Origin of the sequence: Hymenobacter miniatus, from assembly GCF_016427455.1 — a bacterium.
In the GTDB taxonomy this organism is placed as follows: domain Bacteria; phylum Bacteroidota; class Bacteroidia; order Cytophagales; family Hymenobacteraceae; genus Hymenobacter; species Hymenobacter armeniacus.
Genome location: NZ_JAELXR010000003.1, coordinates 17,978 through 34,964, shown reverse-complemented (window position 1 = coordinate 34,964; position 16,987 = coordinate 17,978). Strand labels below are relative to the sequence as shown.

Here is a 16,987-nt window from a genome sequence, read left to right as displayed (position 1 = left end):
GCCCGGGTGAGGGGTTCACGGCACAAACCAACGGCCAACCGCATGAAGCGGATATGAAGCGCCGAATTCATTCTCACGCCGCTACGCCCGCCCGCGCCGGGCAGCGCCGGCTCCGTCCCGCTCTCCAGCTCACCGGCTGTATGCAGTGCGGCCTCGCGCTGATTTCGGCATTTGGACAAAGCATTTGCCCAATCGGCCTAGATTTTTTTGAGAATGAAATGACTTATTCCAGAAAAACCTATATCATTGCGCTGGTATATACCCGCATTCATCACCTCAATCTACCTCTACTGATGAGCCCGAGCTTACCTGCTGTCGACCTGGCGAATTCTACCACCGTGGCCACTTCGCTGACCCGCCCCACCACGGGCACCCACACCGAAGCCCCCGACAAGCCCGTGGCCCTGCTGGTGAGCCACGGCATGGGCCAGCAAGTGCCCTTCGCCACGTTGGAAGACGTGGTGAAGCTGCTGCAGCAGCCCACCAGGACCGACCTAACCGGGCCCGCGCCGGTGGTCACCCACGTGCGCTTTCTGGACCCCGACAGCAAGCGCGAAACCTGGCTCGCGCGGGCCGAGGTGGAGCTGACCGACGCCCGCAGCCAGCAAAAGCGCACGGTGCACGTGTACGAAAACTACTGGGCGCCCCTCACCGAAGGCAACATCTCGCTGTCGGAAGTGGTGCGCTTCATGGCCTCGGCGGGGTGGCGCGGGGTGCGGTCGCGGCTGCTGAAGGGCAGCACGTTTCAGCGCTGGCTCTTTGGGAAAACGCGGGAGTTTACCATTCCCCGCAAAACGGTGTTGGGGCTGTTTGCGGCACTGGTGCTGGTGCTGGCGCTGGTGGCCATCAACACCCTGCTGACGCTGGTGGTGGGGGCCAACCTGCTGAGCTTTTCCAGCTTCTCTAAAATGCCGGCCCGGCTGGTCGACCGGCTCACGATGGACCTGGTGTGGCTGCTGCTCCCGGCCGTGGTGGCGGGGCTGTTTTTGCTGTGGAGCGAGAAGATTGTCGAAAACCTGAGCAAGCTCGACCGCAAGGTGGTGCGCAAGGTCAGCGGGATTTCGAAGGAAAAAGCCCGGGCAGGGGCCGACTGGCGGGCCGATAAGCTGGTGCACTGGGCCGTGTGGGGGCTGCTGGGGGTGGCCGGCGGGTTTCTGGTGGGCATGGCCGGCATCATGGCCTGGGACTACTTCACCAGCGCGCACACCCTGGCCCCGAAGGCCCCCGACCCCAGCCCCGTGCTCAGCTACATCTGGCAGCTGGAGCAGAACAATGCCTGGCTGCGCGCCCTGCCCGACGGGCTGACCAAACCCCACTGGGCCGTGCTGCTGCGCATGGCTTTCATTGGCGGCGTTTGGGGCCTCACGGTGGGCATCAGCTTGTACCTGCGCGGGTTTCTGGTGCAGTACATGGGCGACGTGGCCATCTACCTGGACGCGTACAAAGTGGACAAGTTTCATAAGGTGCGCGAGGAGGTGAAGCGCCAGGCCTCCCAAATGGCCTGTGCCCTCTACGGGGCCCGCGCCGCCACCAGCCCCGACCCCGCCGTGAAGCTGCCTTTTGCCTACGACCGGCTGGTGCTGGTGGGGCATTCGCTGGGCTCGGTGGTGACCTACGATGCCCTCAACGCCACGCTGCATCTCGACGAAAGCATGGACCGGCCCCTGCAGGCCGACGTGCGGACCGGCGGCCTCATCACCTTCGGCTCGCCGCTCGACAAAACCGCCTACCTCTTCCACACCCAATCCGACGACACCTCGGTGCGGCCGCCCCTGATGGCTTCGGTGCAGCCGCTGCTGCGCTCCTGGCGCGTGCGCAACTACGTGAAGTGGATTAACATTTACTCGAAAAACGACGTGGTGAGCGGCGGCCTCGATTTCTACGACGCCCCCGCGGACACCCAGGTGCCGGGCTACCAACCGGTAGAAAACCGGATAGACGCAGACGCCCGCACCCCGCTGGCGGCGCACGTGCAGTACTGGAAAAACGAGGCTCTGGCGACGGCCATTCGGGAGCGGATTTTTGCCACGCGCGCCGCCAGCCCCGTAGACCAGGCCCGCGAGACGGCGCCGCCGGTAGATAAAGGGCCTGTCGAGATGTTTGAGCAGGACGTGCAGCAGCAGCCCGCCGAAGCATCTTTACCGCTTCGTTAAAACACGCAAACGACGTGGCAGAAGTGCGCCGACGGCGCGCTGCACGACGTGCTGGAGAAGGTTGGGCAACTTCCCAACGCGCTGGCAGGGTCTGCCGACAGGTAGCCCGTCATGCTCATCTGGCGTCCGCGCAGTCGAAGCATGACGGGCTTTTATACTGTCCACACGCCCTAGCCGGCGTAGGTGCCTTCCGGTGTTTGGCGCACCAGGCTCAGAGCCGCCAGCGTAGCCAGCAGCGGTTCCACCTTGTCGGCCTTGACGCGCTTGAAGCCGGCGGCTACCTGGGCGGCGCTCAGCGGCTGGGCGGCTTGCTGCAGGGCATCGCGCAGGGCCTGCATCTGCTGGGCCAGCTCGGCGGGCCAGGCTTGCGGGCCGGTGGCGGCGGTAGTGGCTGCGGTGGCTGCGGTGGCTTCGGCGGGCAGGGCCAGGGCGGCTTGCTGCTGGCCGGGGGCCTGGTAGGCGGGGCGCAGGTAGCGGACGTGGCCGCCGGCTTCCTCGCGGGCGCGCTCGTGGTTGAGGCGCACGAGGCGCGTCAGAATCTCGGCGTCGGGCAGGGCGGGGGGCCAGGCGTAGGCTTCGGCCACGGCGGTGTCGAGCTGCTGGTGCAGGCTGAGGACCACGGAGGCGAGGCCCTGCTGGTTCACGGTCTGGTCTTTGGCCGACAAGGGCTGGTTGGCGCGCAGCTTCTCCACCACGTTGTAGAGGTCGGTGAGGGTGAGGCTGGGGTGCTGGGCCTGCTGGCGCTTGCGGTGGGCGTCGAGCTGTTCGGCCAGCTCCCGGATGCGGGCCTGCTGCGCGGGCGTGGCGGCGGGGAAGGGGAATGGGTCGAAGCAGCGGGTTTTGTTATAGCGCGGTCTGTCTTCCAAAGTGCCGCCTGCTGCTAATGCCCAAGTCTGATGAATCTTACTTGACAGTACGCCTAAGCAATAGGCATCATCAAGGGCAATTGCAATCAGCATATTGTCCGGCAAAACTTGCTCATCTACAAACTGAAAGAAACGGTGTTTTGCAGTTTCAACCGTGGCTATGTAACGAGACAAGCCCCGCAAAGCTGGACGGAAACTGCTCCGTGCTTCGCCAAAAATCCACCAGTTGTCACGATAAGTAGCTCGGTTGTTTTGGTCTCTTTCGGGCTTAACGGTTTCGACAACGTGCTGATAGACGGCTGGATACTTTTCCAACACATCTTTAGAAGAAAGACCCAATAAATCAATGACCAGTACGCCGCGTGGCTTGTCTGTCAAATCCTTGCCATTGCGATAAGGACGGATATGGTTTTCAAGCCCATCAATCTGTCCAAGGCCTAATTCTGAAGCAAGTGAAGGCGTTACGATGAAGCCAGCGCCATGAAGTTTTACGCCAGGATTTGAAATACCAGCGTTTGCCTTCAATGCAGCGGCAGAATCTAAAGCAGCGCCAATCGACAAGTCAGAAAGAATCTGGCCCTGCTGCGTTTCAAAAGTCACTTCAGCCGCTTCGTCGCCTTCCGCTACGGATTCCGTTTTCAGAATCCAGAGCTGGCCGGGCGCGGCCACGGTGGGGGTGCGTTCGGCTACCGTCATGGCGATGCGCACGGCCGCGCCTTCGGCGGCATCGACCCAGGGGTGGTCGGGAATGGCGAAGGTGAGGGTGAGCGGGGCCGGGTCGCCTTCCAGGAAGGGCTGCATCACGCGGCGGTTGAAGGTTTGCTTGAGGCTGTTGGTGGTGATGAAGCCGAACCGCTCGGCGGGGCCGCGCTGCACAGCCGCGGCGGCGTTGTACCACCAGTACATCACCAAATCGGCGGAGTCGGGCACGCGGCCTTTGTAGGCTTTGCGCAGGGCTTCGGTGTAGCCATCGCCGAGGGCGTCGCGCATGCGGGCCGGCCCCACAAACGGCGGGTTGCCCACAATGAAGTCGGCTTCGGGCCACTCGGCGGGCCGGGGGTTGGGGTAGTCGAGCACGGGCGTGCGGGCGGTTTCGTCGGGCACGGGCTGGCCGGTGGCGGGGTGCGGGCGGGTGGTGCCGTCCCAGCGGGTCACGGGCTGGCCGTGGGCGTCGAGGCGGGGCGTGGGCGCGTCGTGGCGCAGGGCGGCGTCCTGCTGGCGGATGTTCTGGTACTCGTCGAGCAGGGGCTCGGCCAGCTGGGTGATGCCGTGGGTGCGCAGGTGCCACTGCAGGTAGCCGATGCGCAGCACCACGTCGGCAATAGCCGCCGCGCGCGGGTTCAGCTCCAGGCCCAGCAGCTGCCGCGGGCTCACGGTGGTGCCCCCGCCGAGGTCGAGCAGGCCGGTTTGCCCGAAGGCGTTGATGGCGGCCAGCACCTCGCCCTCCAGCCGCTTGAGGTGCTCCAGCGTCACGTAGAGGAAGTTGCCGGAGCCGCAGGCGGGGTCGAGGATGCGCAGCGAGGTGAGGCGCGTGAGGAAGCGCACCAGCTCCTGGCGGGCCTGCTGGGGCTGGCCTTCGTCGAGGCGGCGGGCGCTGGCGGCCTGGGCGGCCGTCCACTCCCGGCGCAGGGGTTCGAGCACGGTGGGCAGCACCAGGCGCTCCACGTAGCGGCGCGGGGTGAAGTGGGCGCCCAGACTGTGGCGCTCGCGGGGGTCGAGGGCGCGTTCGAGCAGGGTGCCGAAGATGGCGGGCTCCACCTCGGTCCAGTCGGCTTCGGCGGCTTTGAGCAGCAGGGCCATCTGGTCGGGGGTGAGGGGCAGGGCGGTGGCGTCGTGGAAGAGCTTGCCGTTGAAGCGCCGCAGCCGGGCCTTCAGGTCGGGCGAGAAGCCGCCGGTGTCCATGATGGCCCAGAGGCCGCGCAGGGCATCGGGCAAAAACTCGCGCAGCTCGGGCGTGGAGTAAGTGCGCAGCATGCCCGTGAAGCTGGTTTTGGGAATCAGCCCCACGTCTTCCGAGAACATCGTGAACAGGCAGCGCATCAGGAACTGGGCCACCACCTCGGGCGCGTGCCCGGCTCGCTCCAGCTGGGCGCTCACGCCGGCCAGGTAGCCGGCCAGCTCCCGCGTGACGCGGGCGGCGCGGCGGCTGGGGTCCAACTCGCGGGGCGCCGCCCACACCTGGCGCAGCAGCGCGCGGGTGCCCTCGTCGGCCAGCGCCGCGAGCGGCAGCCGGAAGCGGGCCTGGTCGGGGAAGGGCACGAAGGAATCGCCCACGCCGGCGAAGTTGGCGTACACGTCGATGCAGTAGCCCACGTCCACCACCAGCACAAACAGGGGCCGGGGCTCCTCGGGCGGCAGGGCGCGCACGTAGCCCAGTGCCTGCTGGCGGGCCGCCTGCATCATCTGCTCCCACTTCACGGAGCCGCGCAGGGCGTGGCCCTTGCGGCGCTTCTCGGCGGCCAGGCCCAGCTCGGCGCGGTCCGACCTTTCGGCCCGCTGCTGCGAATCGGGCGAGTCGGTGCCCTGCTTGGTTTCCAGGATGAAGCAGCCGCGCTTGTAGAGGTCGATGCGGCCGGTGCTTTTCTTGGGCCCGTCCTGAAACGTGACGGCGCGTTCCAGCACGTACTGGTCCTGGGCGGGTTGGTCGGTGGTGGGGTCGGGCTTCGGCACACCCAGCAGGTCGCAGAGGTCTTGCAGGAAGAGGCCGTAGTTGGCGCGCTCGGCGCCGCCGGAGTTGCGCCAGCGGGCGGCGAAGTCGGGGTAGGTCATGGTTCAGGGTAGAAATCAGGGCGGAAGATAGGGCGTAGCCTCCCGGAGCAGGCGCCTTCCCTCCCACAAGCCCAATACATAGCAATAAAAATATTTATAGGATTTTTATGATTAGCTTCCGGCCCCTGTTGGAAAATGCCTTCCTATTAGGGTTTCAGCTTGCTTCACTCCGTTTCGATGCGCTGCTTCCTGTTTGTTGCCCTGTTCTTGGCCGGTAGCTGCGCGGCCCAGGCCCAGACCGCACCCGATACCGCCCGCCTGGCGGTGGCGCCAGGGCCACTGGCGCTCCAGGCCCACGCCGACACCGCCCAGGCCGTGCACCGGCTGTTCAAAAAGCAGCGGGCAACGGGCGGGTATTTCGTCTTGGGCGGGGCGCTGCTGGTGCCGGTGTCGTTTATTTTTTGGCTGGTGAGCAACGGCGTGGTGCCCAGCGGCACCCACGCCCCCAACGACACCCCGTTCATTGTGGGCGCCAGCACCGCGGCAGTGGCCGTCACGGTCGGCACCGTCAAGTTCGCCTCGTTTGGCCGGGGCCGGGAGAAGGCCATCCTGGCCGCCTACGAGCAAGGCAAGCCACTGCCTCCCGAAATCAGGCAAAAGGTGGTGAAGAAAGGCGACTAGCGCCCGGGCCGGGCTGCGGCCGACAAACCGCTGCCCCCGAATGCACGCGCAGCAAACAAAGCAGGGCCTGTGATGCGGAGAAAAGAACTATTGCAGAGTAGCTTTACTGCCGTTCTTTTTATCCATTATTTCCAGGTATGCCCCAACGCTTTACGCATCTTTCCAAGCTCGCGCTTGGCTTCTTTCTTTTCCTTGGCACCGGGCAGCTACCGGCCCTGGCCCAGGCGCCCACGGTCACGTCATTGCAGCCGGCCCGGCAGGCGGTGGCCGCGCCCCGCTCGGGGCCGGTCACGGTGAGTTTCTCGCAGCCCATCAGCGCCGCCTCGGCCCCCAACCTGAAGGTGTACGGCGGCCAGCTGCGCGGCAAGCGGCCCGGCACCGTGAGCGGGGGCGGCACCAGCATCCTGAGCTTCGCGCCCACGCAGCCCTTCGCGGCCGGCGAGCGCGTGAGCGTGACGGTGCCCAACACCCTCACCAGCGGGGCGGGCACCGGCGCGGCCAAGCAGGTGTACCAGTTCACGGCGGCCACGGGCGGCCCGGGCAAGGGCTTCTTCCTCGACACGACGGAGGTGACCTACACCAACTCGCGCGACATGCTGCTCGGCGACATTGACAACGACGGCGACCTGGACCTGCTCTCGAACATCGGCCTGTTCGGCATGTATTCGTTTCTGAACAACGGGCAGGGCGCCTTCACCCCCAACTTCAACACCGTGGTGGGCAACACGCCCAGCGGCGCCGTGCTGGCCGACGTGAACCAGGACGGCTTCCTGGACCTGCTGGCCGGCGACGCCGACAACGCCACCGTGGCCATTGCCCTCAACAACGGCGACGGCCACTTCGGCGTGGCCAACCTGGCCGGGCAGCTCCTCAACGTGGGCAACCGCCCCGTGAGCGTGGCCGCCGGCGACGTGGACGGCGACGGCGACCTCGACTTCGCCTCGGCCAACTACAACAGCAACACCGTGAGCATAGGCCTGAACGGCGGCCAGGGCGTCTTCACGGGCGTGGTCACGGTGGCCGTGGGCAGCCAGCCCACCAGCGTGCAGCTGGCCGACGTGGACAACGACGGCGACCTCGACATCATCACCAGCAACAGCGGCAGCAACACGGTGAGCGTGCGCGTCAACAACGGCAGCGGCAGCTTCTCGGGCAGCACCAGCGTGGCCGTGGGCGCCGCACCGTCGGACCTGGCGCTGGCCGACATTGACGGCGACGGCGACCTCGACCTCATCACCACCAACGCCACGGCCGGCACCCTGAGCGTGCGTTTCAACAGCCTGGGCAGCTTCGTGGGCAGTACCGCCCTCGCCCTGCCCACCGGCAGCACGCCCAACGCCCTGAGCACCGGCGACGTGGACGCCGACGGCGACATGGACCTGGCAGTGGCCCAGGGCACCGGCGGCCAGGTCATCACCTTCATCAACAACGGCGCCGGCAGCTTCGCGCTCCAGTTTGGCGCCCTGGAATTGAAGTCCCAGCAGGGCACGCCCTACTCGCTGGGCGTGACGCTGGGCGACGTGGACGGCGACCTCGACCTGGACGTCATCACCGCCGCCGGCCCCTCCAACCGCGTGATAATGGGCCGCGACGGCCTGGCGCCCCCGGTATCGGCACCCACGCTCACCGCGTTTTCGCCGGCGGCGGGCCCGGTGGGCACGTCAGTGCGCATTGCGGGCACCGCCCTCAGCAGCACTTCGGCCGTGCGCTTCAATGGCGTGTCGGCCGCCTTCGTGGTAAATTCTAACCAGCAAGTAACGGCCACCGTACCGGCCGGCGCCAGCACCGGCGTCATCAGCGTGACCACCGCGGGCGGGGCCGCCACTTCCTCCCAAACCTTCGTGGTGACCGCCGGGCCCGTGCCTGCCGTGCTGGTGGCCAGCACCACCCCCGCCCGCAACGCCCTGGGTGTGAGCCGCACCGCGGCGGTGCAGGCCACGTTTGCCAGTCCCATTTCCACGCTTTCGGCCAACGAGATGCGCGTGTTTGGCTCGCAGCGCCGGGGGCGGCAGCTGGGCACCGTGAGCGGTGCGGGCACCGCCACGCTCAGCCTGACGCCCAGCCCGGCCTTTGCGCCCGGCGAGCGGGTTTCGCTGCTGCTGCCGGCCACGCTCACGGGCACGTCGGGCGGCTCGGTGCAGCCGCAGGTGGTGGAGTTCCGGGCCGCTACCGGCGGCACCGGCGAGGGGGTGTACTCCACGGTAACCGGCTCCACGGCCATGGGCAGCACGGCCGGTGGCCTACACGCCGTGGACCTCGACAACGACGGCGACCTCGACGTGGTGGGCACCCTCAGCACGGGCAGCAGCACCTTTGGCCTAATGGTGCGCCTCAACAACGGCACGGGCACTTTCACGACCGGTGCGGGCTTGCCCACGCTGGCGGGCTCGGTGCAAAGCGAGCCCCTGCCGGCCGACGTGGACGGCGACGGCGACCTCGACCTGCTGGTGGCCGAAACCGTGACCGGCACCACCACCACCGTGCGCGTGGACGTGCTACTGAACGACGGCCGGGGGCAGTTCTCGATGGGCAGCCCACTGAGCGCCAACAATGTATCGGGCCCGATGCGCGTGGGCGACCTCGACGGCGACGGCGACCTCGACCTGGCGTACCTGGACTACTCGCAATACCTGCGCGTGGCCCTGAACAACGGCGGGGGTACTTTCAGCTTATTCGGCTCGCCGCTCGACCTCAACAACCCCAGCCAGCTGCGCCTCGGCGACCTCGACAACGACGGCGACCTCGACGTGGTGTCCACTTCCTACAGCGGTGGCCTGCACGCGGCGCTCAACAACGGCCAGGGACAGTTCACACTGCTGCCGCGCGTGTCGTTGGGCACTACCTACGGTGCCAACATCGACCTCGCCGACCTCAACGGAGACGGCCGCCTCGACGTGGTGACCACCACCAATGTGTTCAACAGTAACCCCGTGCCGGTGCTGTTTTGGGCAGGCCTGGGCAACGGCCAGTTTGCTTCGGCTGTGGCATCGACCACTGTACCTAGCGACCCCACTGGCCTGAACCTGGTGGACGTGAACGGCGACGGCAACCTCGATGCGGTGTCGTTTAGCGGCAGCGGCGGGGGCACCGCGCTGCCCAAAATAAGCGTGCGCCTGGGCAATGGCACCGGCCAGCTGCAGCTGCCCACCGACTACTCGGTGAGCACCGCCGGCGCCGCCCTCTACAACGGCGAGCTGGCCGATTTCGACGGCGACGGCGACCTCGACATCCTTTATCCTGCTGGCGGCAACGCTATGGAGCTACGCCTCAACCAGGGGCGCCCCGCTCCCACCATCACCGCTTTCTCGCCCACGCGCGGCGCGGCGGGCACCCGCGTCATCATCACCGGCACCAGCTTCAGCAGCACCCGCGGCGTGGCCTTCAACGGCAGCCCGGCCAGCGGCGTGACGGTGCTTTCGGACACGCAGTGCACGGCCGTGGTGCCGGCCGGCGCCACTTCGGGCCCGCTCACGCTCACCACGCCGGGCGGCGTGGCCACCAGTGCCGGCAGCTTCGCCATCACGGCACCGCTGCCCATCAGCAGTCTGGCGCCGGCCCGCAACTCCAACAGTGCGGCCCGCAACGGCAACGTAACCCTCACCCTGGCCCAAGGGACCACGGCGACCAACTTGGTGGTGCGCAGCAACCTTTACCAGGGCCGGCGCGCCGGCACGGCCACGGGGGCCGGCACCGGCACCCTCAGCTTCGACCCCGCCGTGGACTTTGCGGCCGGCGAGCGGGTGCAGGTGACGATTCCGGCCCCGGTGGGTGCCAGCAGCGCGCCGCCGCAGGTGTACGACTTCACGGCGGCCACCGGCGGCGCGGGCCAGGGCAACCTGCGCTGGGGCGGCTACGCCAACTACACCGGCTACCTGAGCAGCGCCGTGGGCGACTTTGATGAGGATGGCGCCGTCGACATCATTACGCAGGAGTCCTTCCAGAACCGCCTGCGCATTCTGTTCAATGACGGCCAAGGTCGGTTTGGGGCCCGCACCCAAACCCTGACTACGTCGCTGGTGCGCGCCATTCGCGTGGCCGACATCAACGGCGACTCGCACCTCGACCTGGTGACGGCTGAGTTTCTGGCCTACCGCTCGGGGCGCGAAATCAACCGCGTGTGGTGGCGGGCCGGCACCGGCACGGGCAGCTTTGGGACCGCCCAGCCCGTGCACGTCGTGAACGGCACGGTGCTGGACCTGGCCGTGGGCGACCTCAACGCCGACGGTACCTCCGACCTGGCCGCCCTGATACAAACCGCCGACAGCGTGATGGTGACCCTAAACGTGGGCAACGGCACCTTCCAGCGCCGTGCCGACGTGGCTGCCGTGCGCAGCAGCAACACCCTGCGCCTGGCCGACCTCGATAACGACGGCAACCTCGACCTGCTCACGGGCGGCGGCCAGTTCACCTCGGCGCAAGTGGGCCGCAACATGGGCACCGGCACCGGCGACTTCGTGCCCGTGGCCGCCCTCTCCTTCGCCGAGCCCGTGCTCATCTTCGACACCGGCGACCTCGACGCCGACGGCATCCTCGACCTAGTGGCCAGCACGGCCACGTCCTCCGCGCAGGGCAGCCTGAAGCTGCGCAAGGGCGACGGCCAGGGCAACTTCGGCACGGCAACGGCCGTGGGTCCCAACGGCTATTTCGGCGCCCTGCGCGTGGGCGACTTCGACGCCGACGGCGACCTCGACCTGGCCACCGGCCAGACCATGTCCTACACCGGCGCCAACATCCTGCTCAACAACGGGGCCGGCACGTTTGCCACGCCCCTCACGCTGGCGCCCAGCACCGTGCCGCGCGACATGACCGTGGCCGACTTCAACCTCGACGGCAGCCTCGACATCATTGTGGGCGGCGACAGCCTCATTGCCGCCAACGGCAGCAATTACAAGAGCGGGCTCTACAGTTACTTCAACCGGCCCCTGCAGCCCACCATTGCCGGCTTCACGCCCACCAACGGGCCGGTGGGCACGGTCATCACCCTCACGGGTACTTCGCTGGGCAGCGTGACCACCGTCACCATCGGCGGCGTGTCGGTGCCCTTCACCATTGTGTCGGCTACCCAAATTACTATCACCACCACGGCGGCCATGGCCACGGGGCCCATTGTGGTGGCGGGGCTGGCGGGCACGGCCACGGGCGCCACGTTCACGGTGCCGGTGCCGGCCATCAGCAGCTTCACGCCGGCCAGCGGTGCGGTGCAGCGCGTGGTCACGGTGGCAGGTCTGTATTTCGGTGGCACCACGGCGGTGCGCTTCAATGGCATGCTGGCGCCGGGCTTTGCGGTGCAGGGCGGCACCCAGCTCACGGTGCCCGTGCCGGCGGGGGCCACTTCGGGCGCCATCAGCATCACCACGCCCAGCGGCACGGCCACCAGCCCCACGGCGTTTGTGGTGGTGCCCAACCCCGTGCAACTTGCTTCGCTGCCGGCCCGCCACGCCATTGCGGCGGCGCCCAGCGCGGCGCTGGCCCTCACCTATTCGCAGCCCATCGACCAGGCCTCGGGCGCCAGCAAGCTGCTGCTGACCAGCAACCTGCGCGGTAAGCGCAGCGGTGCCGTGAGCGGCGGCACGCCCCTCACCTACCGCCCCACCGCGGCCCTGCTGCCCGGCGAAGAACTGGCCCTGAGCGTGCTGCCCGGCCTGCTCGACCAGAACGGCAACACCGTGCTGGGCAACACGGCCCGGGTGCTCACCTTCCGGGCGGCTACCGGCGGCACCGGCCGCGGCGCCTTGGTGGCCGATGCCCCGATAACCCCGCCCAGCCAGACCCGCCGCTACCTGGCGGCTGACTTCACCGGCGACAACGCGGTAGACCTGCTCACCATTTCCAACCCCAGCAGCGGCAACAACTATGGCACGCTCTACCGCAACAACGGCCAGGGCGGGTTTACGGCCCAACTGGCCTTTGGGAGCGGGGAATTCAACTACCTCGGCCAGGCCGACCTCGACGAAGACGGCGACCTCGACATCGTGGGCACCAACCGTTTCAACGGTTCGCCGGGCATCGTGCAGCCGCTGATTAACGACGGCCAAGGCAACTTCCAGGCACCGGCCGCCCTTGCCAGCAGCACCTGGTACAACCCCGTCGGCTACGACTTGGGCGACATCACCGGCGACGGCCACATCGACCTGATACTGCGCGACGACTCCGGCCTGCGCGTGTATCCGGGCACGGGCCGGGGCGGCTTCGCGGCTCCGCTGCCGGCCATTGCCACCGGGAGCACCCCGCTCGACGGGCTGCGCCTGGCCGACCTCGACAACGACGGCGACCTCGATGCGCTGACCTACGGCTACGTGCAGGCCAACTACTACACCGGCGTGGTGTCGGTGCTGTTCAACAACGGGGAGGGCCAGCTGGTGGCGCCGGCCACGCCGCCGCGCTACGAGTACGGCTACGCCAACCTGAACCTGGGCGACTTCGACGGCGACGGCGACCTGGACCTGATGCTGCAGGACAACTACCGGGCGGGCCTGGCTTTCTACGCCAACGACGGCGCCGGCGGTTTCGGCCAGTATAAGCGCTACGTGGGCTACCCCACCGCCACCTCCGACGGCGTGACCGTGGGCGACATGGACGCCGACGGCGACCTCGACGTGCTGGTGGGCAACTACAACACCGGCCTGAGCGTGCTGCGCAACACCGGCAACATGAGCTTTTCCCAGCCCATGACCGTGGCCACCACGCTGTCGGCCCCCATCGCGCTGGCTGATTTCGACGGCGACGGCGACCTCGACGTGTTCACCACGTCGTTCTTCACCGCCAACGCCGGCATCCGCTTGCTGCGCAACGGCCCCATAGCGCCGCCCCTGCAGATGCTGAGCCACACCCCCGCCACCAATGCCCTGAACGTGTCGCGCACCGCCGCCGTGCGCCTCAACTTCAACCAAGCCCTGACCGCCGCCAACTTCGACGCCTGGAACGCCCACACGGCGATGCGTCAGGGCAAGCGCCGCTCCTCCTACGGCCTGGTGGGCACGGCCACCCCGGAGCTCACGCCCCAGGACGCGCTGCTGCCCGGCGAGCAGGTGAGCGTGAGCGTGCCCTCCTTCCTGCAGGCCGCCTCCACCACGGCCGGCGTGGCCGGGGCGCGGGCCAAGCCCGAAGTGTTTCAGTACACGGCGGCCGTGGGCGGCACGGGCGTCGGCAACTTTGGCGTGGCGCCACAAGCGCCCAATGCCTTCGGCATCAACCTGGGCCCGCCCCGCGACTTCATCACCGCCGATTTCAACGACGACGGGGCGCCCGACATCATCGCCGGCGGCCCGGGCCCGTTTTCCAACATCGACGTGACGCAGATGTACCTGTGGATGGGCACCCCCAACCACACGGGCGCCTTCACCTACCACTCCACCCTGATTCCCTACGCCTACTCCTCGACCGCCCACATGGCCGCCGTGGACTTTGACAACGACGGCGACCTGGAAGCAGCCATCGTGGACCACTACGGTGGCCCCATTCAAGCGCGTTTGAACATGGCCTTCAACACCGGCAATTCGTTCAGCACCAACATGTACTATTCCTTCGACCTGGCCACGGGCGCCTATGCCATTGCCTTTGGTGATTTCGACGGCGACGGCGACCAGGACTTTGCCCTCACCCGCCCGCAGGCCATCGACATTTACCTGAACGCCCGCGGCTTCTTCGTCGACAAGCCCTTCACGTTCACGCACGGCTTTGCCCTGCCCGTGGGCTTGGCCGTGGGCGACCTCGACCGCAACGGCGGCCTCGACCTGGCCGTGGCCGATGCCGCCACCGGCGCCGTGAGCGTGTGGTACAACGCCAACAACGACGCCGCCGGCCTGTCGGGCCAAATGGTGGCCCTGAACCTGAACCCGGGCACCGGCTTCGCGGCCAAGGACCTCAAAGTAGCCGACCTCGACGGCGATGGCCACCTCGACCTGGCCGTGCTCGGCACCACCGGCGCCGCCACCGGCGAGGCACGCCTTTACCGCAACGCCGGCTCCGCGAGCTCGTTCGCCGCGCCGGTCGTTCTGCCCCTGACGGCCGCCCCCAGTGCCCTCGCCGTGGGCGACCTCGACCACGACGGCGACCTCGACTTGGCCATCACGGCGGGCACCGTGCAGCTGCGCCTCAACGGCGGCAGCTTTGGCTTCAGCGCCGGCACGCCCGTTGCGGTGGGCGGCACGCCCGGGCCTTTGCTCCTGGCCGACTTCGACACCGACGGCGACCTGGATTTCGTGAGCCTTTCCACTGGCACCGCTCCGGGCCTGAACCTGCGCCTGAACGGCGGCACGGTGCTGGCCGCCCGCACCAGCACCGAAGCCAATGCCGAAATGCGCCTCTACCCCAACCCCGTGGCTGGCGCCAGCCAGCGCGTGCAGGTACAGGTGCCGGGCCTGGGCCGCCAGGCCGCCTCGGTACGGGTATACAATGCCCTCGGCCAGTTGGTGTATCAGCAGGAAATGCCCGCTGCCAACGCTGGCAGCACTACTCTCAACCTGCCTCTGTTGGCAGCCGGTACCTACCTCCTCCGCCTGACGGCCCCCGACCGACAGCTTAGTCGCACGCTACAGGTGGAATAGCAGACCAATGGAAATTCCTCCCACAAAAAGGCCACCCGATGTATCGGGTGGCCTTTTTGCTTTTGCTAGGAGGCAATATTTCAATCGGTATAGCGCAGGTAAAAGTTGACTTGCATGGAATCGCCTGGCTCTACTTTCACGGAGGCGCGCGAGGAACGTACTCCTGTGTGCTCCACCACCAGCTGGTGTTTGCCCACGGATACCGGCACGCGATATATTCCCAAGGCATTAGTGTAGTACACGTTGCCATCTACCGAAACCGATGACGTGGCCATAGGGTAACGCCCGGCATCATCCACGGCTTGCACCTGCCCAAACAGCACGGGAGCTTTGCCCGGCGCAGACCGAAAACGAACTATTTCCTGCTCACGCAGTGAAGACGGACTACTGCTGACGCGCTCGGCATTGCAGCCAGCCGCAGCTAGTGCCAGAAAAAAAGAGAGGGTAGAAAAGGACTTCACAGTGCCTGGGACCAAGAATTGTGGATGCTTGAAAGAATGCTTATGACTTTCCTGCCATTTAGCGTCGCAAAGTACCACCTTTTGTTTATCTCAGCAGACTAGCCTTATGCTTCTTACTCGTATGCCCCCTGTAGCAACTTCGACTTAAGGTCCAAACGACTTACCGAACTAACCCGGTAGTGTAGCATAAGATGGTGCTTGCAGTGTGTACATGATTTCGCACCTTTCTTCGCCGGCTTGGTGGTGGAATGCGACCTTTTGCGCCTGGGCGATTTTCTTTATGTAGAATGCAGCTCATACGCCGACGCCTACCCTGAATTCTTTCGAGCGCAAGAGGGACCTACATATACATTCCGCGTCTTAACGAAGGCCCAGGAAGAGCACCCGGTTCGAAATACTTCCAATTTACGCCAGGCAATGGCATGGCTGACAAAACACGATACCGCGCGCCCGTTGTAGAAGACTCAGCCGGCGGCGCCACCCGCTGCGATAAGCCCAGCACGCGTCCGTTTTCGCGAGACCCGCATGATTCCGCGGGCTCGCGTCTGGCCCCGAACCCGCGGATTTCGCCTCGGCCACAGCGCACCGGCGCATCAGCGTAAGGGGGCCGGCGTTGGTCCCGGCGCACACGGCGGCCACCGAACCGGTGAGCACTGCCGGGGCGTAGGGGTTGAGGCGGACGGAAACGCGTTCATGGTGTATCGGCTACTCCCGAATCTGGGCGGCTCATCAACCAGATGGTGGCCCGGGGCGATAGTGACCACCCGCAATAACACCTTGTCAGTCTCGTATGCGCATCCGTTGGACCCAAAAACGCATTATGTGAATCGCAACAGCAAGTTCAAAATCCAGATGCATGGACTGGCTCACTAGTGGAACTTATCTGACATCCAACTGTATATTGGCTATTACTCCGAGTGTCTGTTAAAATTTGATTTGTGTGAAGCCTGCCGCGCTACCCCATTATGCCTCCTGGCCAGATGCTGCTTTACTTGAGGCAATGCAGGAGAGCGACGAACGGGCTTTTGCAGAGATATACACGCGGTACAGCTACCAGCTTTTTACCGTGGCGTACGGGAAGTTGAAAAGCAAAGAGGCCGCCGAAGAATTGGCTCAAGACTTGTTCGAAAACCTGTGGGAGAAACGCCGCAGCGCCCAAATTCAGCAGCTGAAGCCCTACTTGTTTTCGGCCATCCGCTACCGCGTCATCAACTACATTAAATCCGAGAAAGTCCGGACGAGCTACGAGCTGTTCTGCCGCCTCACCCTCACCGACGCCGACACGGGCACGGAGGCCACGGTGGCGCTCAACGACCTGAACGAGGCGCTGGCCGCGGGCATGCAGCACCTGTCCGAAAAGACCCAAGAAGTCTTTCGGTTGAGCCGACTGGAGCAGTGCACCATCCCCGAGATTTCGGTGCGTGTGAACTTATCGGAAAAAACAGTGGAGTATCACCTCCGGAAGTCGCTCAAGCTCATGCGCTCCTACCTGCGCAATTTCCTGCTAACGGTGTGGCCGCTGTTACTCTTTATGAAATAAGTTGCTAATAAGCAATATGTTGTTGCGGACG

Annotated in this window: 6 protein-coding genes; 4 read left to right on the top strand and 2 right to left on the bottom strand. The window is 66.1% G+C overall.

Annotated features, from left to right (window positions below; all coding sequences use genetic code 11):
• Positions 1-218: 218 nt before the first annotated feature.
• Positions 219-2,153 (top strand): hypothetical protein, encoded by a 1,935-nt coding sequence (locus JAO73_RS05445; protein WP_198976138.1) that lies wholly within the window; start codon positions 219-221, stop codon positions 2,151-2,153.
• 170 nt (positions 2,154-2,323) lie between these two features.
• Here the strand turns inward: JAO73_RS05445 and JAO73_RS23200 are convergent, their stop codons facing one another.
• A complete protein-coding gene (locus JAO73_RS23200) occupies positions 2,324-5,788 on the bottom strand; it encodes a class I SAM-dependent DNA methyltransferase (RefSeq protein ID WP_198976137.1) in 3,465 nt (1,154 codons plus the stop codon).
• Positions 5,789-5,947: 159 nt separating this feature from the next.
• Here JAO73_RS23200 and JAO73_RS05435 point away from each other — a divergent pair, with 159 nt between their 5' ends.
• Entirely contained in the window at positions 5,948-6,409 is a 462-nt protein-coding gene (locus JAO73_RS05435; RefSeq protein ID WP_198976136.1) for a hypothetical protein, read from the top strand.
• Positions 6,410-6,546: 137 nt separating this feature from the next.
• Positions 6,547-14,955 carry an FG-GAP-like repeat-containing protein gene (locus JAO73_RS05430; RefSeq protein ID WP_198976135.1) on the top strand — a complete coding sequence of 2,803 codons (8,409 nt, stop codon included), beginning with the start codon at positions 6,547-6,549 and terminating at the stop codon, positions 14,953-14,955.
• Between the two features lie 80 nt (positions 14,956-15,035).
• On the opposite strand, the gene JAO73_RS05425 is transcribed toward JAO73_RS05430, so the two are convergent.
• Positions 15,036-15,416: a hypothetical protein gene (locus JAO73_RS05425; protein ID WP_198976134.1), complete on the bottom strand. Its 381-nt coding sequence runs from the start codon at positions 15,414-15,416 to the stop codon at positions 15,036-15,038.
• Positions 15,417-16,416: 1,000 nt separating this feature from the next.
• Between JAO73_RS05425 and JAO73_RS05420 the strand changes: the two genes are divergently transcribed.
• A complete protein-coding gene (locus JAO73_RS05420; protein WP_198976133.1) occupies positions 16,417-16,956 on the top strand; it encodes an RNA polymerase sigma factor in 540 nt (179 codons plus the stop codon).
• Positions 16,957-16,987 lie beyond the last annotated feature (31 nt).